The organism is Mycoplana rhizolycopersici (assembly GCF_013378445.1).
Taxonomy (GTDB): Bacteria; Pseudomonadota; Alphaproteobacteria; order Rhizobiales; family Rhizobiaceae; genus Mycoplana; species Mycoplana rhizolycopersici.
The window spans coordinates 15,475-34,401 of record NZ_JABXYK010000001.1 but is presented as its reverse complement, the minus strand read 5'-3'; the positions used below and the strand labels follow the sequence as shown (position 1 = coordinate 34,401).

General features: G+C 63.9%; 20 protein-coding genes. 15 read left to right on the top strand and 5 right to left on the bottom strand.

The window, feature by feature from the left end; translation table 11 throughout:
- Window positions 1-6 precede the first annotated feature (6 nt).
- The 3 genes from HV823_RS00160 (at window position 7) to HV823_RS00150 (ending at window position 2,162) form a co-directional block, all read left to right on the top strand.
- Window positions 7-603, top strand: coding sequence for an NADPH-dependent F420 reductase (locus HV823_RS00160; protein WP_176947731.1), 597 nt, complete (start codon window positions 7-9; stop codon window positions 601-603).
- Between the two features lie 279 nt (window positions 604-882).
- Window positions 883-1,374: an ion channel gene (locus HV823_RS00155; protein ID WP_176947730.1), complete on the top strand. Its 492-nt coding sequence runs from the start codon at window positions 883-885 to the stop codon at window positions 1,372-1,374.
- Between the two features lie 164 nt (window positions 1,375-1,538).
- Window positions 1,539-2,162 (top strand): YjbE family putative metal transport protein, encoded by a 624-nt coding sequence (locus HV823_RS00150; RefSeq protein ID WP_176947729.1) that lies wholly within the window; start codon window positions 1,539-1,541, stop codon window positions 2,160-2,162.
- A 40-nt stretch (window positions 2,163-2,202) separates the two neighbouring features.
- On the opposite strand, the gene HV823_RS00145 is transcribed toward HV823_RS00150, so the two are convergent.
- Window positions 2,203-3,417 (bottom strand): adenylate/guanylate cyclase domain-containing protein, encoded by a 1,215-nt coding sequence (locus HV823_RS00145; protein ID WP_176947728.1) that lies wholly within the window; start codon window positions 3,415-3,417, stop codon window positions 2,203-2,205.
- Between the two features lie 157 nt (window positions 3,418-3,574).
- On the opposite strand from HV823_RS00145, the gene HV823_RS00140 reads away from it, so the two are divergent.
- Both HV823_RS00140 and HV823_RS00135 read left to right on the top strand, forming a co-directional pair.
- Window positions 3,575-3,838 (top strand): BON domain-containing protein, encoded by a 264-nt coding sequence (locus HV823_RS00140; RefSeq protein WP_176947727.1) that lies wholly within the window; start codon window positions 3,575-3,577, stop codon window positions 3,836-3,838.
- A gap of 82 nt (window positions 3,839-3,920) precedes the next feature.
- Window positions 3,921-5,564 carry an AMP-binding protein gene (locus HV823_RS00135; RefSeq protein ID WP_176947726.1) on the top strand — a complete coding sequence of 548 codons (1,644 nt, stop codon included), beginning with the start codon at window positions 3,921-3,923 and terminating at the stop codon, window positions 5,562-5,564.
- Between the two features lie 22 nt (window positions 5,565-5,586).
- On the opposite strand, the gene HV823_RS00130 is transcribed toward HV823_RS00135, so the two are convergent.
- The 3 genes from HV823_RS00130 to secA all read right to left on the bottom strand — a co-directional run bounded on the left by HV823_RS00130 (window position 5,587) and on the right by secA (window position 11,186).
- A complete protein-coding gene (locus tag HV823_RS00130; RefSeq protein WP_176947725.1) occupies window positions 5,587-6,849 on the bottom strand; it encodes a GNAT family N-acetyltransferase in 1,263 nt (420 codons plus the stop codon).
- 1 nt (window position 6,850) lies between these two features.
- The gene (locus tag HV823_RS00125) at window positions 6,851-8,269 is read right to left on the bottom strand and encodes a lipopolysaccharide biosynthesis protein (protein ID WP_176947724.1); all 1,419 of its coding nucleotides are present in this window, start codon (window positions 8,267-8,269) and stop codon (window positions 6,851-6,853) included.
- 199 nt (window positions 8,270-8,468) lie between these two features.
- The gene (secA, locus tag HV823_RS00120; RefSeq protein WP_176947723.1) at window positions 8,469-11,186 is read right to left on the bottom strand and encodes a preprotein translocase subunit SecA; all 2,718 of its coding nucleotides are present in this window, start codon (window positions 11,184-11,186) and stop codon (window positions 8,469-8,471) included.
- A gap of 233 nt (window positions 11,187-11,419) precedes the next feature.
- On the opposite strand from secA, the gene HV823_RS00115 reads away from it, so the two are divergent.
- The 6 genes from HV823_RS00115 (at window position 11,420) to HV823_RS00090 (ending at window position 15,569) form a co-directional block, all read left to right on the top strand.
- Window positions 11,420-12,304, top strand: coding sequence for a peptidylprolyl isomerase (locus HV823_RS00115; RefSeq protein ID WP_176947722.1), 885 nt, complete (start codon window positions 11,420-11,422; stop codon window positions 12,302-12,304).
- A gap of 54 nt (window positions 12,305-12,358) precedes the next feature.
- Window positions 12,359-13,600 carry a bifunctional glutamate N-acetyltransferase/amino-acid acetyltransferase ArgJ gene (gene argJ / locus HV823_RS00110; protein ID WP_176947721.1) on the top strand — a complete coding sequence of 414 codons (1,242 nt, stop codon included), beginning with the start codon at window positions 12,359-12,361 and terminating at the stop codon, window positions 13,598-13,600.
- Window positions 13,601-13,613: 13 nt separating this feature from the next.
- Window positions 13,614-14,423, top strand: coding sequence for a GNAT family N-acetyltransferase (locus tag HV823_RS00105; protein WP_246300583.1), 810 nt, complete (start codon window positions 13,614-13,616; stop codon window positions 14,421-14,423).
- Entirely contained in the window at window positions 14,423-14,839 is a 417-nt protein-coding gene (gene mutT / locus HV823_RS00100) for an 8-oxo-dGTP diphosphatase MutT (RefSeq protein ID WP_176947720.1), read from the top strand. Before HV823_RS00105 ends, mutT begins: the two co-directional genes overlap by 1 nt.
- Window positions 14,840-15,018: 179 nt before the next feature.
- Complete coding sequence (locus HV823_RS00095) at window positions 15,019-15,330, top strand: hypothetical protein (protein WP_176947719.1); 312 nt, start codon at window positions 15,019-15,021, stop codon at window positions 15,328-15,330.
- A gap of 68 nt (window positions 15,331-15,398) precedes the next feature.
- Entirely contained in the window at window positions 15,399-15,569 is a 171-nt protein-coding gene (locus HV823_RS00090; RefSeq protein ID WP_176947718.1) for a Flp family type IVb pilin, read from the top strand.
- A gap of 30 nt (window positions 15,570-15,599) precedes the next feature.
- Here the strand turns inward: HV823_RS00090 and HV823_RS00085 are convergent, their stop codons facing one another.
- Window positions 15,600-16,475: a methyltransferase domain-containing protein gene (locus HV823_RS00085; protein WP_176947717.1), complete on the bottom strand. Its 876-nt coding sequence runs from the start codon at window positions 16,473-16,475 to the stop codon at window positions 15,600-15,602.
- A 114-nt stretch (window positions 16,476-16,589) separates the two neighbouring features.
- Between HV823_RS00085 and HV823_RS00080 the strand changes: the two genes are divergently transcribed.
- From HV823_RS00080 to HV823_RS00065, 4 genes are read left to right on the top strand one after another with little or no spacing between them, the layout of a single operon-like run.
- Entirely contained in the window at window positions 16,590-17,330 is a 741-nt protein-coding gene (locus HV823_RS00080) for a ComF family protein (RefSeq protein ID WP_176948161.1), read from the top strand.
- A 41-nt stretch (window positions 17,331-17,371) separates the two neighbouring features.
- The gene (grxC, locus tag HV823_RS00075; protein ID WP_176947716.1) at window positions 17,372-17,629 is read left to right on the top strand and encodes a glutaredoxin 3; all 258 of its coding nucleotides are present in this window, start codon (window positions 17,372-17,374) and stop codon (window positions 17,627-17,629) included.
- 14 nt (window positions 17,630-17,643) lie between these two features.
- On the top strand, window positions 17,644-18,501 hold the full coding sequence (locus HV823_RS00070; RefSeq protein WP_176947715.1) for a carbon-nitrogen hydrolase family protein: 858 nt from the start codon (window positions 17,644-17,646) through the stop codon (window positions 18,499-18,501).
- Entirely contained in the window at window positions 18,498-18,926 is a 429-nt protein-coding gene (locus HV823_RS00065; RefSeq protein ID WP_176947714.1) for a DUF1178 family protein, read from the top strand. Before HV823_RS00070 ends, HV823_RS00065 begins: the two co-directional genes overlap by 4 nt.
- Window position 18,927 lies beyond the last annotated feature (1 nt).

The window sequence follows — 18,927 nt, the reverse complement described above, 5'->3', positions numbered from 1 at the left end:
CTACCAATGTCTATCGGCATCATTGGAGCTGGCGAGATCGGCTCCGCAATCGCCCGCGCGCTTGCCCAAAATGGCATCGCCGCGACGATCTCCAACAGTCGTGGTCCCGACACGCTTCGGGACTTCGCACGCGAACTGACACCACACATCACGGCAGGCACCATCGAGGATGCGGCCAAGGCCGATCTCGTGCTGGTCGCCGTGCCGTGGTCGAAGTTGCCCAAGGCATTGGCGGGTCTTCCTGATTGGGCCGGGCGCATCGTGATCGACGCCAATAACCCGATCGAGCGTCCGCTCTTCCGGCCGGCCGAACTTGACGGCCGTCTGTCAACGGAAGTGTTCGCTGACCTGGTGCCCGGCGCTCGTGTCGTAAAGGCGTTCAACCATCTCCCTCCGCATCTGCTCTCCGGTGATCCGCGCGCCGAGGGTGGAAGCCGCGTCCTCTTCTACTCGGGGGACGATGCGAGGTCGAAGGCCGAAGTTGGTGCACTGATCGCCAAACTGGGCTTCGCGGGGATCGATCTCGGTCCGGTCTCGGTCGGTGGAAAGCTCGTGCAGTTCCCGGGCGGTCCGCTCCCCGCGCTCAACCTCGTGAAGTTCTAATGAAGAGAAAATTGCCGGGAGCGATAACCCTTGCTTCCGGCAGCCCCGTAAGCCGCTTCGGGCGAGGCCGGTGGCGGACGGCAGGAAGCATTAGATATTAGCTGGACGCGAGCCGTTCGGGCCGGTGACTGAGACCTGTTCCGGCCCGTTGATTTCGAAGGAGAGCCTGCGGATGCATCAGTCACGGCACCATTACGCCGCACGAGGACGGCTCGTCTTGAAGACATGATCGGGGACACGCTATCGTCCCCGCGAGTTTGGACCGAAGGAATTCAGACGATGGACGCGCTTTCAACCCCCAATCCGATCCTGGAGGTCATCCTGGGAACCTTGACGATGATTGTCGTCATCTTCGTACACGGGGCCGGCATCCGAACGATAAACCGACGATTCAACAGGGCGTGGGTTCACGTCACCGGCACCACTGCCCTCTGGCGGCTCGATCTGCTGCTCGCCATCGCCATCGGATCCCTCGCCACCCTGCATTTTGCGGAAACGTTGCTCTGGGCCACTCCGCTGGTGTTGCTGGGCATCGTTCCGAACCTTCGAGACAGCTACTATTTCGTTCTCCAGAGCTATACGACGCTCGGCGACGGGACGGTCAGATTGCCCGACGACTGGCGGCTGATCGGTCCGATCGTCGCCATGTCGGGCCTGTTCACCTTCGGATGGACGGTGAGCGTGCTGGTAAACATCATGACTGCTTTCGGCAAGGCAGACAGGGAACGGGCCGAACGGCAAAAAGGCGTGGTTCCTGTGGAAGTCGAATAGCGGCCGCAGAAAGGTAGTAGCCGGTCAAGCGGGGCGATGGCGATGAAGCAGACCCTTGCCCGCCGAACCTCACGTCAACAGACGGGTCGTTGCACAAGCTTACTTGCGCCGGATTCCTCGCGGTTCTACTGCTTGCGCGGGGCATTCCTCATAAGGCATCCTCCATGGAAATCTTTACGTCCGCAGGCCTTCTGGCGCTCCTGCAGGTCATCATGATCGATCTGGTGCTCGCGGGGGACAACGCGGTCGTGATCGGACTTGCCGCCGCCGGCCTTCCCGCAGCACAGCGCAAGAAGGCGATTTTCGTCGGCATCATTGCCGCCACGGTCCTGCGCATCGGGCTCGCCAGCGTTACGGTCCAGCTGCTCGACATCATCGGCCTGCTTCTCGCGGGTGGGATTCTGCTGTTGTGGGTCTGCTGGAAGATGTGGCGGGAACTGCGTGCCGTGGTTGGCGGCGACGGCGAGAGCGCGGTGGCGGATACGGTGTCCGCGCCAAAGAAGTCGTTTCTGCAGGCGGCCACGCAGATCGTCGTCGCCGACGTTTCGATGTCGCTCGACAACGTGCTGGCCGTGGCGGGAGCGTCGCACGAACATCCGACCGTACTCGTGATCGGGCTGGTCCTTTCGATCGCCATGATGGGTATTGCGGCGAACTACATTGCCCGCCTTCTCAGCCGCCACCACTGGATCGCCTATGTCGGCCTCGCCCTCATCCTCTACGTCGCCCTGCACATGATCTATCGCGGAGCGGAGGAAGTGTGGCCGCATGTGGCCGCAGCACTCTGAAGCGGCTGCGTCAAGCAAGGCGGTGCTGCCGAATTTTCGATCAGCGTCGCTCCGGGTCGATGGTGAACAGTTCGGTTGCGCGGCCGACGCCGCGCAGCGCATAACGGCCGAGGGAGACCATGTCGGCCGACCGCTCCGGCGGGCAGGCGTCGACGAAATCGCGCGACATCAGGACGTCCCGATCGACTGAGGTGCAGAGCGACGAAATGCGGCTGACCTGGTTGACGCAGGGCCCGACCACGGTGAAATCCAGCCGGCCGCGGCTGCCGATGTTGCCATAGAGGACGTCGCCGACGTGGAGGCCGAGATAGACCTCGGTTGCGGGCATGCCCGCGGCAAGGCGCCTGGCGTTGAGTTCGGAAAGGTTGCGGTGCACGGCGCGCTCGGCGTCGAGCGCTGCCACGCAATCGGCCTGCCGGTCGCCGGAACGGAAGATCGCCAGCACACCGTCGCCGATCAGCTTCAGTACGCTGCCGCCGTGGTCGTGGATGGCACCGACCACGAGTTCGGCATAGTCGTTCAGGAACGGAATGATGTGCTCGGGCTCCGTCCGGTCGGAAATGCTCGTGTAATTGTGCAGGTCGGAAAACCAGATGACGGCCTCGATCTTCTCGACCTCGCCGCGGTTGATGCGGCCGCTGACGACCTTCTCGCCCGCATCGCGCCCGAGATAGACCTCCGCGAGCGTGCTGATGATGCGGATCGACGAGGCGCATTTGATCGCAAGCGCCAGCGTCGGCACGAGAATGCGCAGGGCGCGCAGGTCGTCGTCGCTGAACCCTTCCGCCGCGCGGGTCGACCAGCTGGAAAAGAACGCGTCCATTTCGCCAACGCGGCCACCTTCTGTGAAGCGGTGGATCATCGCCAGGTAATCCGTGTGCCCGGCCGCCTTGAGTTCCGGCATGTTTGCGTAGTCCGTCGCCGCGCCCCTGGCAAAGGGGCGGTGGACTTCGTCGACGTCCGTCGTCATGAGATGGTAGAAGACCGAAGACTGCCAGGCCTGCCGGCCATGGTCGTCGCTGATCGTCTCGTATTCGCGCACCGGCTCCATTTCCAGATCGGCGCTGTCCCAATGAAAGGACCGTCCCTCGAAATCGGGGTGCAGCGTGTCGATGATCGCCAGCGCGCGACCGATCCGAAGGCCCTTGTCGTTGCAGCGTTCGCAGAAGCCGGCGATCAGTGCGCCCTCGTCTGTGCCCTGATAGCCCTCCCGGGAAAGCCAGAGGGTGATTTCGTGCAGGTCGCGATCTTTCATGAGGCTTTGCTATGCTTGAAGTGTGGGAATGCCCTTGACGTGGCAGGATTACAGGAAAAATCCCGATTGTATATCTGCTCCCGGCTGCTCTGCGGGGCGAATGCCGCGGGTAGTGCCCTGCTGGAACCGGTCGCAACGGCAAACGACGGAGGAACACATGGTGTTCAAGGAAGGTACGTTTCACGGCGAGGTGCCCGAGCACTTCGACGGGCCGCATCCGGCTCTTCTCGAAACGGCGGTGGCCGATGCACTCGCCGCAGCCGGCACCATCGATCCCTCCGACGTGGCCGTGACCTGCGAGAACGGGACGGTGTTTCTGACCGGGCGCGTCGGTTCGTTGGAGGAAATCGAGCGCGCCGTCGCCATTGCCGCCTCGGTCGCAGGCGTCAGGGCCGTGGAATCTAAGCTCTCCGCCGGCTGAGGTGTCGCGCCGGTCGTGCGCGCCATTGCCGCCCGGTGGGGTGAAATGCTAGTGCAATGCAGCGAGGGAGACGCATTGCACCATGCTTGCCGAACGGTCGACATACGAGGAGCTTTGCCGCGATTTCCGCTGGCAGATGCCGGAACGCTTCAATATCGGCACTGCGGTTGCCGACGTTTGGGCCGCGAGGGAGCCGAACCGGGTTTGCCTTCAGCATTTCTCGCCGGACGGCAAGCACCTCAGCATGACCTATGGCGCGCTTGCGGCGCGCTCGTCGGCGTTCGCGCGCGGGCTCGCTGAAAAAGGCATAAGACCCGGAGACCGGGTGGCGATCCTGCTTCCGCAGGGCTTCGAAACGGTGATCGCGCATCTTGCCATCTACAAGCTCGGGGCGATCGTGCTGCCATTGGCCCTGTTGTTCGGCGCCGATGCGCTGGCGTTCCGTCTTCGCGATGCGGGCGCGCGCGCCGTGGTCACCAACGCCTTCGGCTTCGAGCGCCTGACGGGCATTCGCGACAGTCTCGAGGCGCTGTCCCTTGTCGTCGTGACCGAGGGCGAGGTGCAGGCCGGCGCGATTTCCCTTGCCGCGATGGAGACGGTGACCGGTGAACCTTTCGTCCCGGTGGACAGCGGGCCGGACGACCCGGCACTGATGATCTACACGTCAGGCACCACCGGGCCACCCAAGGGGGCGCTGCATGGCCATCGCGTGCTTCTGGGCCACGTGCCGGGCTTCCAGATGCACCACGAGTTCCTGCCGCAGCCGGACGATCGGATATGGACTCCCGCGGACTGGGCCTGGGCAGGCGGTCTCCTGAACGTGCTCCTGCCTGCGCTGCTGCTCGGCGTGCCGGTGGTCTCGTCTCCGGGGCAGAAGTTCGATCCGCACATGGCCTACCGGATCATGGCCGAGATGGGGGTGCGCAACGCCTTCATCCCGCCGACCGCGCTGCGCCTGATGAAGAGCGTCGAGGATCCGCGCCAGCGCTACGACCTGAAGCTGCGGACCATCGGCACCGCGGGCGAGGCGCTCGGACGGGAGACGTGGGACTGGGTGCGCCGGACGCTCGGGATCACCATCAACGAGTTCTACGGCCAGACCGAGTGCAACATCGTCATCGGCTCGATCGGCAAGCTTGGCGTGTCGCGGCCGGGGCCGATCGGCAAGCCCGTGCCCGGGCATGTGGTCGCCATCATCGACGCGGAGGGCCGGGAACTGCCGCGCAATACTGCCGGGCAGATCGCGGTGCGGCGGCCGGATCCCGTCATGTTCCTGCGCTACTGGAACGACGAGGGCGCCACCGAGCGGAAATTCATCGGAGACTGGATGACAACCGGTGACCTCGGACACATGGACGACGAGGGCTACATCACCTTCATCAGCCGCGACGACGACGTCATCACCTCGTCCGGCTACCGCATCGGCCCGAGCGAGGTGGAGGATTGTCTCGCAAGCCACCCCGCGGTGCAGCTTGCGGCCGTGGTCGGAAAGCCAGACCCGGTGCGAACCGAGATCGTCAAGGCCTACGTCCTGCTCCGCCAGGGATTTGCCGCCAGCGAGACGCTGGCGGCCGAAATCAGTGGTTGGGTCAAGACGCGGCTGTCGATGCACGAGTATCCGCGCGAAGTGGCCTTCGTCGACACGCTGCCGCTGACGACGTCAGGTAAGGTCATCCGGCGGTTTCTGCGCGAGCAAGCCATGGCCGAGGCGCAAGCCGGAGCCTGATCGCTCCCTGATCCCGCAGGTTCTAACGTTTGGCCAGCGCGCGGATCTTGTCGCGCAACAGACGGGCGACGTTGCGGGTGTTGCGATAGAGGTGCAGTTGCGTTGCGACCTGGCGCACGTCGCGGTCGCGGTTCTGTTGAAGGCCGATGACGAGCGTTCCCATCTCCTCGCGCTCCTCCCAGAACCGGCTCATGACGGGATGGTCCGGTACGGCGCAGGAATCGGAGCGGACGATGTTGGCGTCGTCCAGATGCCACTCGGTCAATTGCGCGACCAGCAGCTTGCCCGGCGAGAAGCGGGCGAAGCTCTCGTCATAGGCCGTCTTCCAGGTGTAGGCCTCGCCGCCGGCGAGGAAGACGATCATCGAGGCGATGGCCTTGCCATCGAAGTCGAGGGTGTGGATGCGGACGCTGTCGGTCTCGGCGAGATTGGTTATGGCCTCGCGCGCAAACGCCGCGCGGTAGCGATCATTGATCATCGCGGTGCGGCCGCGGCCCTTCCAGCCGGCGGCTTCGAGCAGCAGGAACTGTTCCATCCGCAGGCGGATTTCGGCAGGCTGGCGTGCGACGTGGTAGCTGACGTTGCCGGTCATCTCCAGCTTGCGCCATTGGCGCTGCAACTCGCGGAAATGCTGTGGCGATATCGCACGCTTGAGATAGGTCTGACCGTCGAGCAGGCTTTCGAGCATCGGCCGGCGGTAGGTGTTGGCGACCGTCAGGGGCAGGTTGCGCCCGATCGCGACGGCACGGGCAAGGGCTGCGAACGGGCCGTTGAGGCGCAGGTCTGGCAGGACGAGGATCGGTGGCAGGCCGTTGCCGGCCTCCGCCAGTCCCTCGTAGAGGTTGTCGATCGTTTCCGCCGCCTCTTCGGCATCGACGAGCGGAGTGCCGAGCGGGCCGAACGGATTGGACCAGGCCCGGATGATGCCCGTTCCAACGGAAAAGCCGGGACGCTCCACCGAGAACGGCATCAGGAAGCGTATCCGGCTGCGGCGCGCGTCCTCGTCGCGGATCAGCGACAGGCGTACCGTGCGGTCCTCCAGCCGTGGCATGGCGGGAGCGAGGAAGCGACCGGTGAAGAAGACGTTCGGCTCCAGCGCGCGATTGGCGAGAAAGTCTAGCTCCTGCTGCAGTTCATAGCCGGCGATCGCCGGATAGAACGAGAGCGAGCGGCCGGGGCGGCCGATGGGGATGCGATGGTCGGCTGCCGGCGCCTGTGGTGCGGCGGCGGGAATGGCGCCGTGCGCTCCCAGTGCCTCGTTTCCGGATCCCGAGATGAAGGTCATGTCATTCCGTCCTGTCTCGTCGTGCCGCAACCGTTGCCGGACTTGCAAACGCGAAGATGGTTATGCCGAGCATGCGCCGCACGGCGGCATAGAGAAGGGCCGCTTCGATCGCCATGGCGCCCGCCGTGGCAATCGCCGCCCCGTCGATACCGAAGGGCGGGATCAAGGCGACGTTGAGGCCGATATTCGCCGCGAGCGCCACGGCATAAAGCACCATGCAAAGCTTCTGCTGCCCTGCCATCATCAGAAGCACCTCGCCGGGGCCGACCGAGGCCTTGGCGAGGATGCCGACCAGCAGGATGACCATGACCTCGTAGCCGGCCGTAAATGCGGGGCCGAACAGCGAAAGCAGGAAATGCCCGACCAGCAGGACCCCGAGGCCGACGGCAAGCGAGGGCCAGAAGCTCCAGCGCACCGTCTCGCCGGCGAAGGCGGCAAGGCCCTCGCGGTCGCCCTGTCCGTAGAGGGAGGCAAATCGCGGTGCGGCGGCGGCCTTCACGGCGAACAGTACGAAATGGACGAGCGCCATCGTCTTGGCCGCCGCATAGTAGATTGCGACACTTTCCGGATCGAGGACGAGGCCGACGACGACGACGTCGGAATTGGTCAGAAGGAAGCCGAAGCCCTCGATCAGGAAGATCGGCAGCGACATCCTGATCCAGGTGGAGAACTCGACCCGCCGTGGCCCGTGGCTGTAGGTGCGATGGAGGCGGCGGCCAACGTCGAAGAACTGGACGAGCGAGGTCAGGTAGGTCGCTGCCAGCGCGGCCGCCATTGCCGTCTGCGCGATGTGTTCGGCGCCTGCCGTCACCGCAGCCACCATGAACACTAGGATGAGGAGCGGGCGGACGATGTAGGTCGGGCTGAGTGCTGCGATCGCCCAGCTGTGCGCCCGAGCGGTTCCCTCCAGCACGTCGCCGAGCGCGATCATCGGCAGGCAGAAGATGCCGAGGAAGACCGGGACGACATAGAAGCTCTCGATGCGATCCTGCAAAAGCCACAGGGCGAGAAGCCCGACGGTTGCGAGCGCGGTGGCCGAGAGCATCGAGAAGGTGCGCGCCGCCGACGTCAGTCCTCGGATCTCCGGATGCGCATTCTGCGCGCTGTAATGCGGCAGGAAGCGGATGACGGTCGAGTGAAATCCGAGGCAGGAGAGATTGCCGAAGATGATCACCAGAACCCAGACGAAGACGAAGATGCCGTATTCGAACTCGCCCATCATGCGCGCCATGATGATCTGCGAGATGAAGGCGATTGCAGCACTCGCCACGCGGATGGCAAAGGCGATCAGGGCCATTCGCTGGGCGAGGTTGTGGGGTTCGTTGCCGGAAAATGCCTCGGCAAGCTGTCGCGTGACGGGGGCAACCCTGCGGCGCAGACCGTTTGGCAGCAGTTTTTCCGCCGACTGAATCACCGCCATGAACACAGGAACCCGCACACTACGCAAAACAAAAAATACAGGCGTAGTCATGCCAGATCACGGTTAACAAACCGTGGGCGAGTGCTGCGAGAGATCGCGTCGGGCGAGGATATCCACCGCCGACCACTGTGCGGCGGGCAGGTGGAAACAATGATGCCGCCCGAAGGCGGCATCGAAACTTTCAATCAAGCGGGACGCCTCAGACCTGTTCGAAGGCGCCGTGGCAGTGCTTGTACTTCTTGCCCGAACCGCAGGGGCACGGCTCGTTGCGGGCCACCTTGCCCCAGGTCGTGGGGTTCTGCGGGTCGCGATCCTGCGGGTCGACGCCGACAGCAAGGAAGCCGCCCTCGTTGAAATCGTCCTCGCCGGTCGAGCCGTCGATATGATGGCCTTCCATTTCCGGAAGTGCCGGGGCGGGGGCCTCTGCGGCCTCGCGGACCAGTTCGACACGCATCAGTTGCGCGGTGACGGTCTGGCGCAGGTTGGCCAGAAGCGCCTGGAAGAGCTCGAACGCCTCGCCCTTGTACTCCTGCAACGGGTCGCGCTGGGCGTAGCCGCGGAAGCCGATGACCGAGCGCAGGTGGTCGAGGTTGACGATGTGCTCGCGCCAGAGGTGGTCGATTGTCTGCAGCACGACCGACTTTTCGACATAGGCCATGATCTGGGGGCCGAAGCGCTCGGCACGCTCGGCAGCGGCCTGGTCGGCGGCTTCCATGACGCGCTTGAGGATGTCGGCCTCGTCGATGCCTTCCTCGGCAGCCCACTGTTCGACAGGCAGGTCGAGATTGAGATACTGGCCAACGCCGTTCTTCAGGCCGGCGACATCCCACTGCTCGGCATAGGCGTTTGCGGGGATATGCAGCTTGACGAGGTTTTCGATCACCTCGTGGCGCATGTCCTCGACGATCTCGGCGATGCTCTCGGCATCCATCAGCTCGAGCCGCTGCTCGAAGATCACCTTGCGCTGGTCGTTCAGAACGTCGTCGTACTTCAGAAGGTTCTTGCGGATGTCGAAGTTACGCGCCTCGACCTTCTTCTGTGCACGTTCCAGTGCCTTGTTGATCCAGGGATGGACGATCGCCTCGCCTTCCTTCAGGCCAAGCTTCTGCAGCATTCCGTCCATGCGGTCGGAACCGAAAATGCGCATCAGATCATCTTGCAGCGACAGGTAGAACTTCGAACGGCCGGGGTCGCCCTGGCGGCCGGAGCGGCCGCGCAGCTGGTTGTCGATGCGGCGGCTTTCGTGACGCTCGGTAGCCAGCACGTAGAGGCCGCCGGCAGCGAGCGCCTGTTCCTTCAGCTGCTTGATCTCTTCGACGATCGCCTGCTTCTTCGCATCGCGCTCGGGGCCTGCCTCCATGTCGGCGAGCTCGCGCTCCAGCCGCATTTCGACGTTGCCGCCGAGCTGGATGTCGGTGCCGCGGCCGGCCATGTTCGTGGCGATCGTGACGGCGCCGGGCACGCCCGCCTGGCTGACGATATAGGCTTCCTGCTCGTGATAGCGGGCGTTGAGGACCTGGAAGTCCTTCACGCCCGACATCTTCAGCCGCTCGGCGAGGTATTCCGACTTCTCGATCGAGGTCGTGCCGACGAGGATCGGCTGGCCGCGCTTCTGCGCGTCCTTGATCTCCTCGATAATCGCCTTGTACTTCTCCTCGACGGTCCGGTAGACCTCGTCGTCCTCGTCCTTGCGCTTGATCGGCAGGTTGGTCGGGACTTCGACCACTTCGAGGCCGTAGATGTTGCCGAACTCTTCGGCTTCCGTCGAAGCCGTGCCGGTCATGCCGCCCAGCTTCTCGTACATGCGGAAGTAGTTCTGGAAGGTGATGGAGGCCAGCGTCTGGTTCTCCGGCTGGATCTGCACCTTTTCCTTGGCTTCCAACGCCTGGTGCTGGCCTTCCGAATAGCGGCGGCCCGGCATCATGCGCCCGGTGAACTCGTCGATGATGACGATCTCGTCGTTGCGGACGATGTAGTCCTTGTCACGCGTGAAGAGCTTGTGGGCCTTCAGCGCGTTGTTGATGTGGTGGACGATCGCGACGTTCTCGACGTCGTAGAGCGACTCGCCCTTCAGCAGGCCGGCGGTGCGAAGCAGGCCTTCCAGCTTCTCGGTGCCGACTTCGGAGAAGTTCGCCGAGCGCTGCTTCTCGTCGATCTCGTAGTCCTCTTCCGACAGCATCGGGATGAAGGCGTCGATGGTAATGTAGAGATCGGAACGGTCGTCGAGCGGGCCGGAGATGATCAGCGGCGTGCGGGCTTCGTCGACGAGGATCGAGTCGACTTCGTCGACGATCGCGTAGAAGTGGCCGCGCTGGACCATCTGGGCGCGATCGTACTTCATGTTGTCGCGCAGGTAGTCAAATCCGAGTTCGTTGTTCGTCGCGTAGGTGATGTCGCAGCCATAGGCGGCCCGACGCTGGTCGTCGTCGAGGCCGTGTACGATCACGCCGGTCGTCAGGCCGAGGAAGCCGTAGATCTTGCCCATCAGGCCCGCATCGCGGGTCGCCAGGTAGTCGTTGACGGTGACGACGTGGACGCCCTTGCCGGCAAGGGCGTTGAGATACACCGGCAGTGTCGCGACAAGCGTCTTGCCTTCACCGGTCTTCATTTCGGCGATGGACTTCTCGTGCAGGATCATGCCGCCGATCAGCTGCACGTCGAAGGGGCGAAGGCCGAGCACGCGGATCGCCGCCTCGCGCACCACCGCGAAGGCGGGGATCAAAAGATCGTCCAGCGTCTTGCCGTCTGCGAGCTGCTTGCGGAACTCGACGGTCTTTGCGGCGAGCTGCTCGTCCGACAAAGCCTTGGTTTCGGCTTCGAGAGCGTTGATTGCGTTGACTCTGTCCTTGTAGGAACGGACACGGCGCTCGTTGGACGAGCCGAACAGTTTGCGGGCGAGGCCGCCGAGGCTGACCATCGGGATGGTCCTTTCTTCTCTGTCGAAGGCGCTTCGTTGGGCCGACGATGGTGCGTGCAAACCACTTGAAACGCCCGGAAACGTTCTGGACGCAGGATTGCGTGACAGATAAGAGGGGGGTCGAATGATGTCAACGGCGCATTCGGTTACACAACCGCCACATTCCGGTGCTGTTGAACCGATTGAGAGCCGATTTCGATCCGAGATTGGTGGACCCTGAAAGGTTTATGAGAATGTTCAAATATAACAAGCTCGCAGCCGTTGCGCTGATTGCGATCGCGGCGGCTCATGGCGCGGCCTCGGCACAGGACGCCACTGATCCGGTCGTGGCGAAGGTCGGCGGCGTCGAAGTCCGCCAGTCCGAAATCGACCTCGCGACCGCAGGCCTCGATCCGCAGCTGGCAAACCTGCCGCCGGAGCAGAAGAAGGTCGCCGCGCTCTCCGCAATCATCGACGTGAAGGTGCTTGCAGCCGGCGCCACCAAGGAAGGCCTTGAGAACGACGAGCAGTTCAAGCAGCGCGTTGCCTTCCTGACGGAGCGCGAACTGCACAACGCCTACTTCAAGAAGCACGTCGTCGATGCCATCACCCCGGAAGAGGTGAAGGCGCGTTACGAAAAGGAAATCGCAGCGATCGAGCCGCAGGAAGAAGTGAAGGCGCGCCATATCCTGGTCAAGACCGAGCAGGAAGCCAAGGACGTCATCGCGGCACTGGACGGCGGCAAGGACTTTGCCGAGCTCGCCAAGGAAAAGTCGACCGATGCGGCCGCCGAGGGCGGCGATCTCGGCTATTTCACCAAGGGCCGGATGGTGCCGGAATTCGAGGTGGCGGCGTTCGCACTCGAAAAGGGCGCCTATACCAAGGAGCCGGTCAAGACGCAGTTCGGCTACCACGTCATTCTCGTCGAGGACAAGCGCAAGCAGGCGCCCCCGACGCTGGAGCAGGTCGAGCCGCAGGTCCGCCAGCTTCTGATGCGTGACAAGTACGTCGCGCTTCTCGACGCTGCCAAGGCTGCTTCGAGCGTGGAAATCGAAGACCCGGCCCTGAAGAAGGCCTACGACGAGATCAACAATCCTCAGCCGGCGGCAGAGACCCAGCCCGCCGAAGAGAACAAGTAGTCCTGCCAATGACCCGCCCTCGTGGCGGGTCTTCCATTGCTTACGGGAAGTCTCATGTCCGGTTCCATCTCTCCGCTCGCTCCCAAATCCTATGCCGAGATGCTGCCCGTCCGCGGCGTGCGCATGGCGACCGCCGCCGCCGGCATCAAGTATATGGGACGCACCGATGTCCTGATGATGGTGTTCGACGAGCCGGCCTCGGTCGCCGGCGTGTTCACGCGTTCCAAGTGCCCGTCGGCGCCGGTGGATTTCTGCCGGGCCAATCTTCCGGCGGGCAGGGCGCGTGCGGTCGTGGTCAATTCCGGCAACGCGAACGCGTTCACCGGCAAAAAGGGACGCGAATCGACGGCGATGACTGCGGCTGCTGCCGCCAGCGCGGTTGGCTGCAGCGAAAGCGAGGTTTTCCTCGCTTCCACCGGGGTCATCGGCGAGCCGCTGGATGCGACCAAGTTTTCCGGCGTGCTCGATGGGCTTGCCGTATCGGCGACCGACGACTTCTGGTTCGAGGCAGCCAAGGCGATCATGACCACCGACACCTATCCGAAGGTCGCTACGCGCGCCGCCCGGATCGGTGAAGTGACCGTCCGAATCAACGGTATCGCCAAGGGAGCAGGCATGATCGCGCCCGACATGGCGACCATGCTTTCGTTTGTCGTCACCGATGCCGATCTTCCGGCCGCAACACTGCAGGCGCTGCTGTCGGAAGGCGTCGAGCCGACGTTCAACTCGGTGACGGTGGACAGCGACACTTCCACATCCGACACGCTGATGCTCTTTGCGACGGGCGCGGCCAGGGCGGATGGGCAGAAACCCGTCTCCGGTCCCTCCGATCCGGCGCTGGCCGATTTCAAGGCGGCGCTGAACGACCTTTTGAAGGACCTTGCGCTGCAGGTCGTGCGGGACGGCGAAGGCGCCCGCAAGATGGTGGCAATCACCGTCGAGGGTGCGGAGAGCGACACTGCCGCCAAGCGCATCGCGCTCTCCATCGCCAATTCGCCGCTCGTCAAGACGGCCGTCGCCGGCGAGGACGCCAACTGGGGCCGTATCGTGATGGCGGTCGGCAAATCCGGCGAGATGGCTGACCGCGACCGCCTGGCGATCTGGTTCGGCGACGTCCGCGTGGCCGTGAACGGCGAGCGTGATCCCGACTATTCGGAGGCCGCGGCTTCCGCCGTGATGAAGGAAGAGGACATAGCCGTCCGCGTCGATATCGGCCTCGGTTCGGGCAAGGCGACGGTCTGGACCTGTGACCTCACCAAGGAATACGTCGAAATCAATGGCGACTACCGCAGCTGAAGATCGGGATGCAATGACTGTGACCGATACCGCCATCCTTCGCTTCAGGGAGAAGAATGCCATGGCCGATCTGGCAAGCGTTCGCCGGCTTGAAGCGGTCGGCTTCCGCGCCTGGCCGGCAGCTTCCACCCAGTATGACGGGAGCTGGCTGATCCGGCTGAATGCCGGCCATCCTTCCAAGCGGCTGAACTCCGTCAATCCGCTCGACCCCTCCGACGTCCGCGACATGGCGGTGCGGCTCGAGAAGGCCGCCAAGCGCTTTGCTGATTACGGTCGCCCATTGCTCGTGCGGCAGACGCCGCTGACGCCGCCGGCCCTCGTCGAACTGATGGACCACGAGGGCTGGGGCCGCGTGGGCGAGACGGCGGTGATGGTCGCGGATCTTTCGGAGCCTTTAAGCATGGATCCCGATGGGCTGGAGCATCTTCCAAGCCGCGACGTCGGCCGGTTCGTCGATGCGCGCATTCGCGTGTCCGGCGACGACCCGACACTGAAGCCGGGACTGACCGAGATCATCAACGCGATCATTCCGGAGGCGGGGCTGTTCATCTTCGAGGATCCGGATTCGGGTCCCACGGCGGTGTCGCTCGCTATCCACGACAACGATCTCGCGGGTATCTTGCAACTGGCCGTCGCCCCGCAGTCGCGTGGACGCGGCACCGGTACGGCGATCCTGCATTCGTCGATGCGCTGGGCAAGGTTGCGCGGCGCCAAGCGCGTGTGGGTGCAGGCCGAACTCGACAACGAGCCGGCGGGCGCGCTCTATCGGAAGGCCGGTTTCAGCGAAGTCTACCGCTACATCTATCGCGGTCCGGTGGCATGATGACCGAGACAAGCTCGCGCCGGATCCTCCTCGTCGCCGCCTGTGCGCTGATCGATGCCGACGGGCGCATCCTTCTGGCACAACGACCGGAGGGCAAGTCGCTTGCCGGATTATGGGAATTTCCCGGCGGCAAGGTGGAGCCCGGTGAGACGCCCGAGGAGACGCTGATCCGCGAACTGCAGGAAGAACTCGGCGTGACCACGAAGGTCGCCTGCCTGGCGCCGTTGACCTTCGCAAGCCACAGCTACGATGATTTTCATCTCCTGATGCCGCTGTATGTCTGTCGCCGGTTCGAGGGAACCGCGCATGGCCGCGAGGGGCAGGCGGTGAAATGGGTCAAGCCGAAAATGCTGCGCGACTATCCGATGCCGCCGGCCGACGAGCCGCTGATCCCCTATCTGATGGACCTGTTGTGATTTTGGATCACTTCGGCGCCTTTTCGGCCGTTCGTTAATCGAACGTTTATTCCCTTGCTCCTAAAATGACCCCGCTGGCGCGTGCTGCCCTGATTTTGCGCGCGGCAGGCAAGGCATTTGAGCAGGCGCAAGCATCCCGGATGCAGCGCTGGTAGGATGTCCCATCGAGAGACAAGACAATGCGCGACGACGAATTCTGGAAAGCGGTACAGGACAAGGATCTTACGTCGGTTCCCGGCAACGGCCGCATCGGCGTGCTCAATCTTGCGCTTCTGTTCGGCACGGCGGCGATCGCACTGGCGCTTGTACTGGCGCCTGTTCTTTCCTCGCGGACGAACACGCGCATGCTGGCACAGTCTCCGGAAAACTTCGACATGATGTCGACCGGGTCGGTCCCCCAGCGCAGCGAAGGCAAGCGCTACACGGTTCGCCGGAGCGTGTTGCAGGAAATGCCTGGTGCCATCTGCATCGTCGGCGAAAACGGCTGCTGAGACGGGCGTAGCATTCACCATCCACGGCGTGCGCGCCGGGACGTCAGAGTACAACGAGCGAGGTCGTAATGCGTGTGCTGAAAGCTCTGATGAAGGATCGTAGCGGGGCAACGGCCGTGGAATACGGCTTGCTGGCGGCACTCATATCCATCGGTCTTCTTGGTGGCCTCAGCGCCTTCCGCGACCAGCTTATGAACGTGTTCATCACGATCCGCGATGCCATCGTGAATGTGGGCTGATCTCGAGGAACGACACTTCACAGCAAACGGTCAGTCGAGCGTCTTCGCCTTGAGCGCGTCGGCGAGGCGCGTCTTTGCCGAACCGGGCTTCAGCGGCTTTTGCTGGCTCTCGTGCGGTGCCCATCCCGACAGGTAGATGATCGAGAAGTTGGCGCGCACGCGGCCGTCCGGATCGGAATAGCGTTGCGCATAAAGTTCCGCTGCCCGCAGGAAGAACGAGCGCCCCAGCGGTTTGCGGCTGCGGGCCGTGAGCGGGTTTGCCATGCCCATGGCGCGCAGGTCGCGCATCAGCTCAAACAGCGAATCGTAGCGGACGGTATACGTCTCCTTGTCCGTCACCGGCAGGGCGAAGCCGGCGCGTTGCAGAAGGGCTCCTATGTCGCGGATGTCGGCGAAGGGGATGACGCGCGGGCTGGCTCCGCCCGTCATCTCGACCTCCGTCTGCAGCAGCACGTCGCGAAGTTCCTGCAGCGTGTCTGCGCCCGGGACGGCGGCGAGAAAGAGGCCGTCCGGCTTCAGCGCGCGGCGGATCTGGACGAACATGCCGGGCGTGTCGTTGGTCAGGTGCAGTGAAAGCGGCGATACGGCCAGATTGATCGACGCCGGCTCCAGCGGCAGCTGTTCCAGCGGCGCTGTGGCGAAGGCGTCCCCCGGGGCCGCAAACGCGGCATGGGTCTCGATGCGGGTGACCTTTCCGATCTTGCCCGTCGCAAGGAGCGCGCGCGCGGCAAGGCCGGTATAGCCGTGAATTTCTGCCGCCGTTTCGAACTGGCGTTCGACAACGGCCAGCCGTTCGGCCAGCTCCTCTGCGGCGATCTTCAGCAGGAAATCCGCCGGCGGCGTCTCCGATCTGAGCGTGCGAAGACGGTTCTTTTCAACCAGGGCTTGATCGAAGATCGCTTCCAAGGAACATTCCATTCGTTCGATGCGCTGAGGGGCGTGTCTCGCCTGCAAAGGCGGTATGGAGATAGGAATGTCAACCGCGTGAGGCAAACCGATCCCGGCAATTTTCGAAAGGCCATGCTGGGCCGCATGCGCGAGGCGGCGCGGGGAGCGCTCGATTTCGTCTATCCGCCTTGCTGCCCGGGCTGCCAGGTGATCCTGGGGCGCCACGCCGGCATCTGCGCGCGGTGCTGGTCCTCGCTAAGGTTCATCGAGCGGCCCTATTGCGAGGTGCTCGGCCTTCCTTTCGCGCACGACCTCGGCCCCGGCATCCTGTGCGCCGACGCCATCGCAGATCCGCCGCCGTTTACGCGTCTGCGCTCGGCGGTCGTGCATGACGGGCTCGCCCGCAATCTGGTGCACGGCCTGAAATATCGCGACCGCACCGATCTGGCGCCGATGATGGCGCAGTGGATGGTGCGGGCTTCGGACGGTCTGATCGCGGACTGCGATGCCGTCGTTCCGGTACCCCTGCATCGCTATCGCCTGCTGGCGCGCAAGTTCAATCAGGCCGCCGAGCTCGCGCGGGCGATCGCGTGCCAGACCGGCAAGCCCCTCGCCGCAGGCCTGCTTCAGCGCAAGCGGCGGACCCGGCAGCAGATCGGCCTCAGCGCAAACGCACGGCGGGAGAATGTGCAAGGCGCGTTCGCAGTTGCGGAAAAGGACAGGGTCGAGCTGGCCGGCAAGCGGATCCTTCTTGTCGACGATGTCTATACGACGGGCGCGACGGTTGCCGCGGCGACGCGGGCCCTGATACGCGGTGGGGCGGGCGAGGTCCGCGTTTTGACCTTTGCAAGGGCTCTTTCGGACCATATATGAAGGATAAAGGAACCCGCCAATCGCTTATGGAGAATGCTGTAATGGCTTCGGTCGACATTTATACGCGGCAGTTTTGCGGATATTGCAGCGCCGCGAAGAAGCTGCTGGAGACGAAGGGCGTCGCCTTTACCGAGTTCGACGCTACCAATGCACCGGAGCTTCGCCAGGAAATGATCCAGCGCGCGAACGGCAAAAGCACGTTCCCGCAGATCTTCATCGACGGCGAGCATGTCGGCGGTTGCGACGACCTGCATGAGCTCGAGCGTGCCGGCAAGCTGGACCCGCTGCTGGCGGCGTGAGGGATAGAGAGACGATGTCCGTGAGAATCGCCGCCGTCCAGATGTGCTCCGGTATCGATCCGGAGGCGAATGCCCGGTCGATGGAGCGCCTCGTTCGAGAGGCCGTCGCCCAGGGCGCGATATATGTCCAGACACCGGAAATGACTGGGGCGGTCCAGAAGGACAGGGCCGGGCTGAAAGCCGTCCTCCGGGCGGAGGACGACGACCTGATCGTGCGCAAGGCGGCAGAGCTGGCGGGCGAACTCGGCATCCATCTTCATGTCGGCTCGACCGCAATCGCGCTTTCGGACGGCAAGGTCGCAAACCGCGGCTTCCTGTTTGCACCGGACGGGCAACGGATCTGCTCTTACGACAAGATCCATATGTTCGACGTCGATCTGGACAACGGCGAAAGCTGGCGCGAGAGCGCGGTTTACAGCCCGGGCAATGTCGCCAAGGTCGCGGACCTCCCCTTCGCCAAGCTCGGTTTTACCATCTGTTACGACGTGCGGTTCCCGGAACTGTTCAAGGCCGAGGCGAAGGCGGGCGCACAGATCATTTCCGTCCCCGCCGCCTTCACGCGGCAGACGGGTGAGGCGCACTGGGAAACGCTGCTGCGGGCGCGTGCAATCGAGAACGGCGTCTACATCATCGCGGCGGCACAGGCGGGCGTTCACCAGGACGGCCGCGAGACGTTTGGCCATTCCATTATCATCGATCCGTGGGGCAGGGTGGTCGCATCGGCCGGCGGAACCGGCGAGGCTATCGTCATTGCCGAAGCGGATATCGGTGCCGTCAAGGCAGCGCGCGACCGGATACCGAACCTCCGGAACGGGCGGGCCTTTTCGGTCGAGGAGATCGCACAGTCCGGAACAGGAGGCGTTGCCGCGTGATTCGCTACGACCTCATCTGCGACAATGCCCACGAATTCGAGGGCTGGTTCGGCTCCTCGGAAGATTTCGGCCGCCAGCAGGAGCGCGGGCTCGTCAGTTGTCCGTCGTGTGGTTCGCCGCGCGTCAGCAAGCGGCTGATGGCGCCTTCGGTCTCGACTGCACGCAAGAAGGAAGAGCGGCGGCATGCCGTCATGACTGCGCACGACCAGCAGGCGATGGACAAGCTGCGCGAGATCGTTGCGACGATCAAGGCGAACGCGGAAGATGTCGGCGACCGCTTCCCGGAAGAGGCGCGCAAGATCCACTATGGCGAAAGCGAGCAGCGTGGACTGATCGGGCGTGCCACGGCCGAGGAAGCGCGGTCGCTGATCGAGGAGGGGGTGGAGATCGCCCCGCTTCCGGTCCTGCCTGACGATAAGAACTAGC

What these genes read in the sequence shown, in the direction of transcription:
- HV823_RS00160 (WP_176947731.1), top strand. Translation starts at nt 7, where the DNA reads ATGTCTATCGGCATCATTGGAGCTGGCGAGATCGGCTCCGCAATCGCC.
- HV823_RS00155 (WP_176947730.1), top strand. Translation starts at nt 883, where the DNA reads ATGGACGCGCTTTCAACCCCCAATCCGATCCTGGAGGTCATCCTGGGA.
- HV823_RS00150 (WP_176947729.1), top strand. Translation starts at nt 1,539, where the DNA reads ATGGAAATCTTTACGTCCGCAGGCCTTCTGGCGCTCCTGCAGGTCATC.
- HV823_RS00145 (WP_176947728.1), bottom strand. Translation starts at nt 3,417, where the DNA reads ATGAAAGATCGCGACCTGCACGAAATCACCCTCTGGCTTTCCCGGGAG.
- HV823_RS00140 (WP_176947727.1), top strand. Translation starts at nt 3,575, where the DNA reads ATGGTGTTCAAGGAAGGTACGTTTCACGGCGAGGTGCCCGAGCACTTC.
- HV823_RS00135 (WP_176947726.1), top strand. Translation starts at nt 3,921, where the DNA reads ATGCTTGCCGAACGGTCGACATACGAGGAGCTTTGCCGCGATTTCCGC.
- HV823_RS00130 (WP_176947725.1), bottom strand. Translation starts at nt 6,849, where the DNA reads ATGACCTTCATCTCGGGATCCGGAAACGAGGCACTGGGAGCGCACGGC.
- HV823_RS00125 (WP_176947724.1), bottom strand. Translation starts at nt 8,269, where the DNA reads ATGGCGGTGATTCAGTCGGCGGAAAAACTGCTGCCAAACGGTCTGCGC.
- secA (WP_176947723.1), bottom strand. Translation starts at nt 11,186, where the DNA reads ATGGTCAGCCTCGGCGGCCTCGCCCGCAAACTGTTCGGCTCGTCCAAC.
- HV823_RS00115 (WP_176947722.1), top strand. Translation starts at nt 11,420, where the DNA reads ATGTTCAAATATAACAAGCTCGCAGCCGTTGCGCTGATTGCGATCGCG.
- argJ (WP_176947721.1), top strand. Translation starts at nt 12,359, where the DNA reads ATGTCCGGTTCCATCTCTCCGCTCGCTCCCAAATCCTATGCCGAGATG.
- HV823_RS00105 (WP_246300583.1), top strand. Translation starts at nt 13,614, where the DNA reads ATGACTGTGACCGATACCGCCATCCTTCGCTTCAGGGAGAAGAATGCC.
- mutT (WP_176947720.1), top strand. Translation starts at nt 14,423, where the DNA reads ATGACCGAGACAAGCTCGCGCCGGATCCTCCTCGTCGCCGCCTGTGCG.
- HV823_RS00095 (WP_176947719.1), top strand. Translation starts at nt 15,019, where the DNA reads ATGCGCGACGACGAATTCTGGAAAGCGGTACAGGACAAGGATCTTACG.
- HV823_RS00090 (WP_176947718.1), top strand. Translation starts at nt 15,399, where the DNA reads ATGCGTGTGCTGAAAGCTCTGATGAAGGATCGTAGCGGGGCAACGGCC.
- HV823_RS00080 (WP_176948161.1), top strand. Translation starts at nt 16,590, where the DNA reads ATGCTGGGCCGCATGCGCGAGGCGGCGCGGGGAGCGCTCGATTTCGTC.
- grxC (WP_176947716.1), top strand. Translation starts at nt 17,372, where the DNA reads ATGGCTTCGGTCGACATTTATACGCGGCAGTTTTGCGGATATTGCAGC.
- HV823_RS00070 (WP_176947715.1), top strand. Translation starts at nt 17,644, where the DNA reads ATGTCCGTGAGAATCGCCGCCGTCCAGATGTGCTCCGGTATCGATCCG.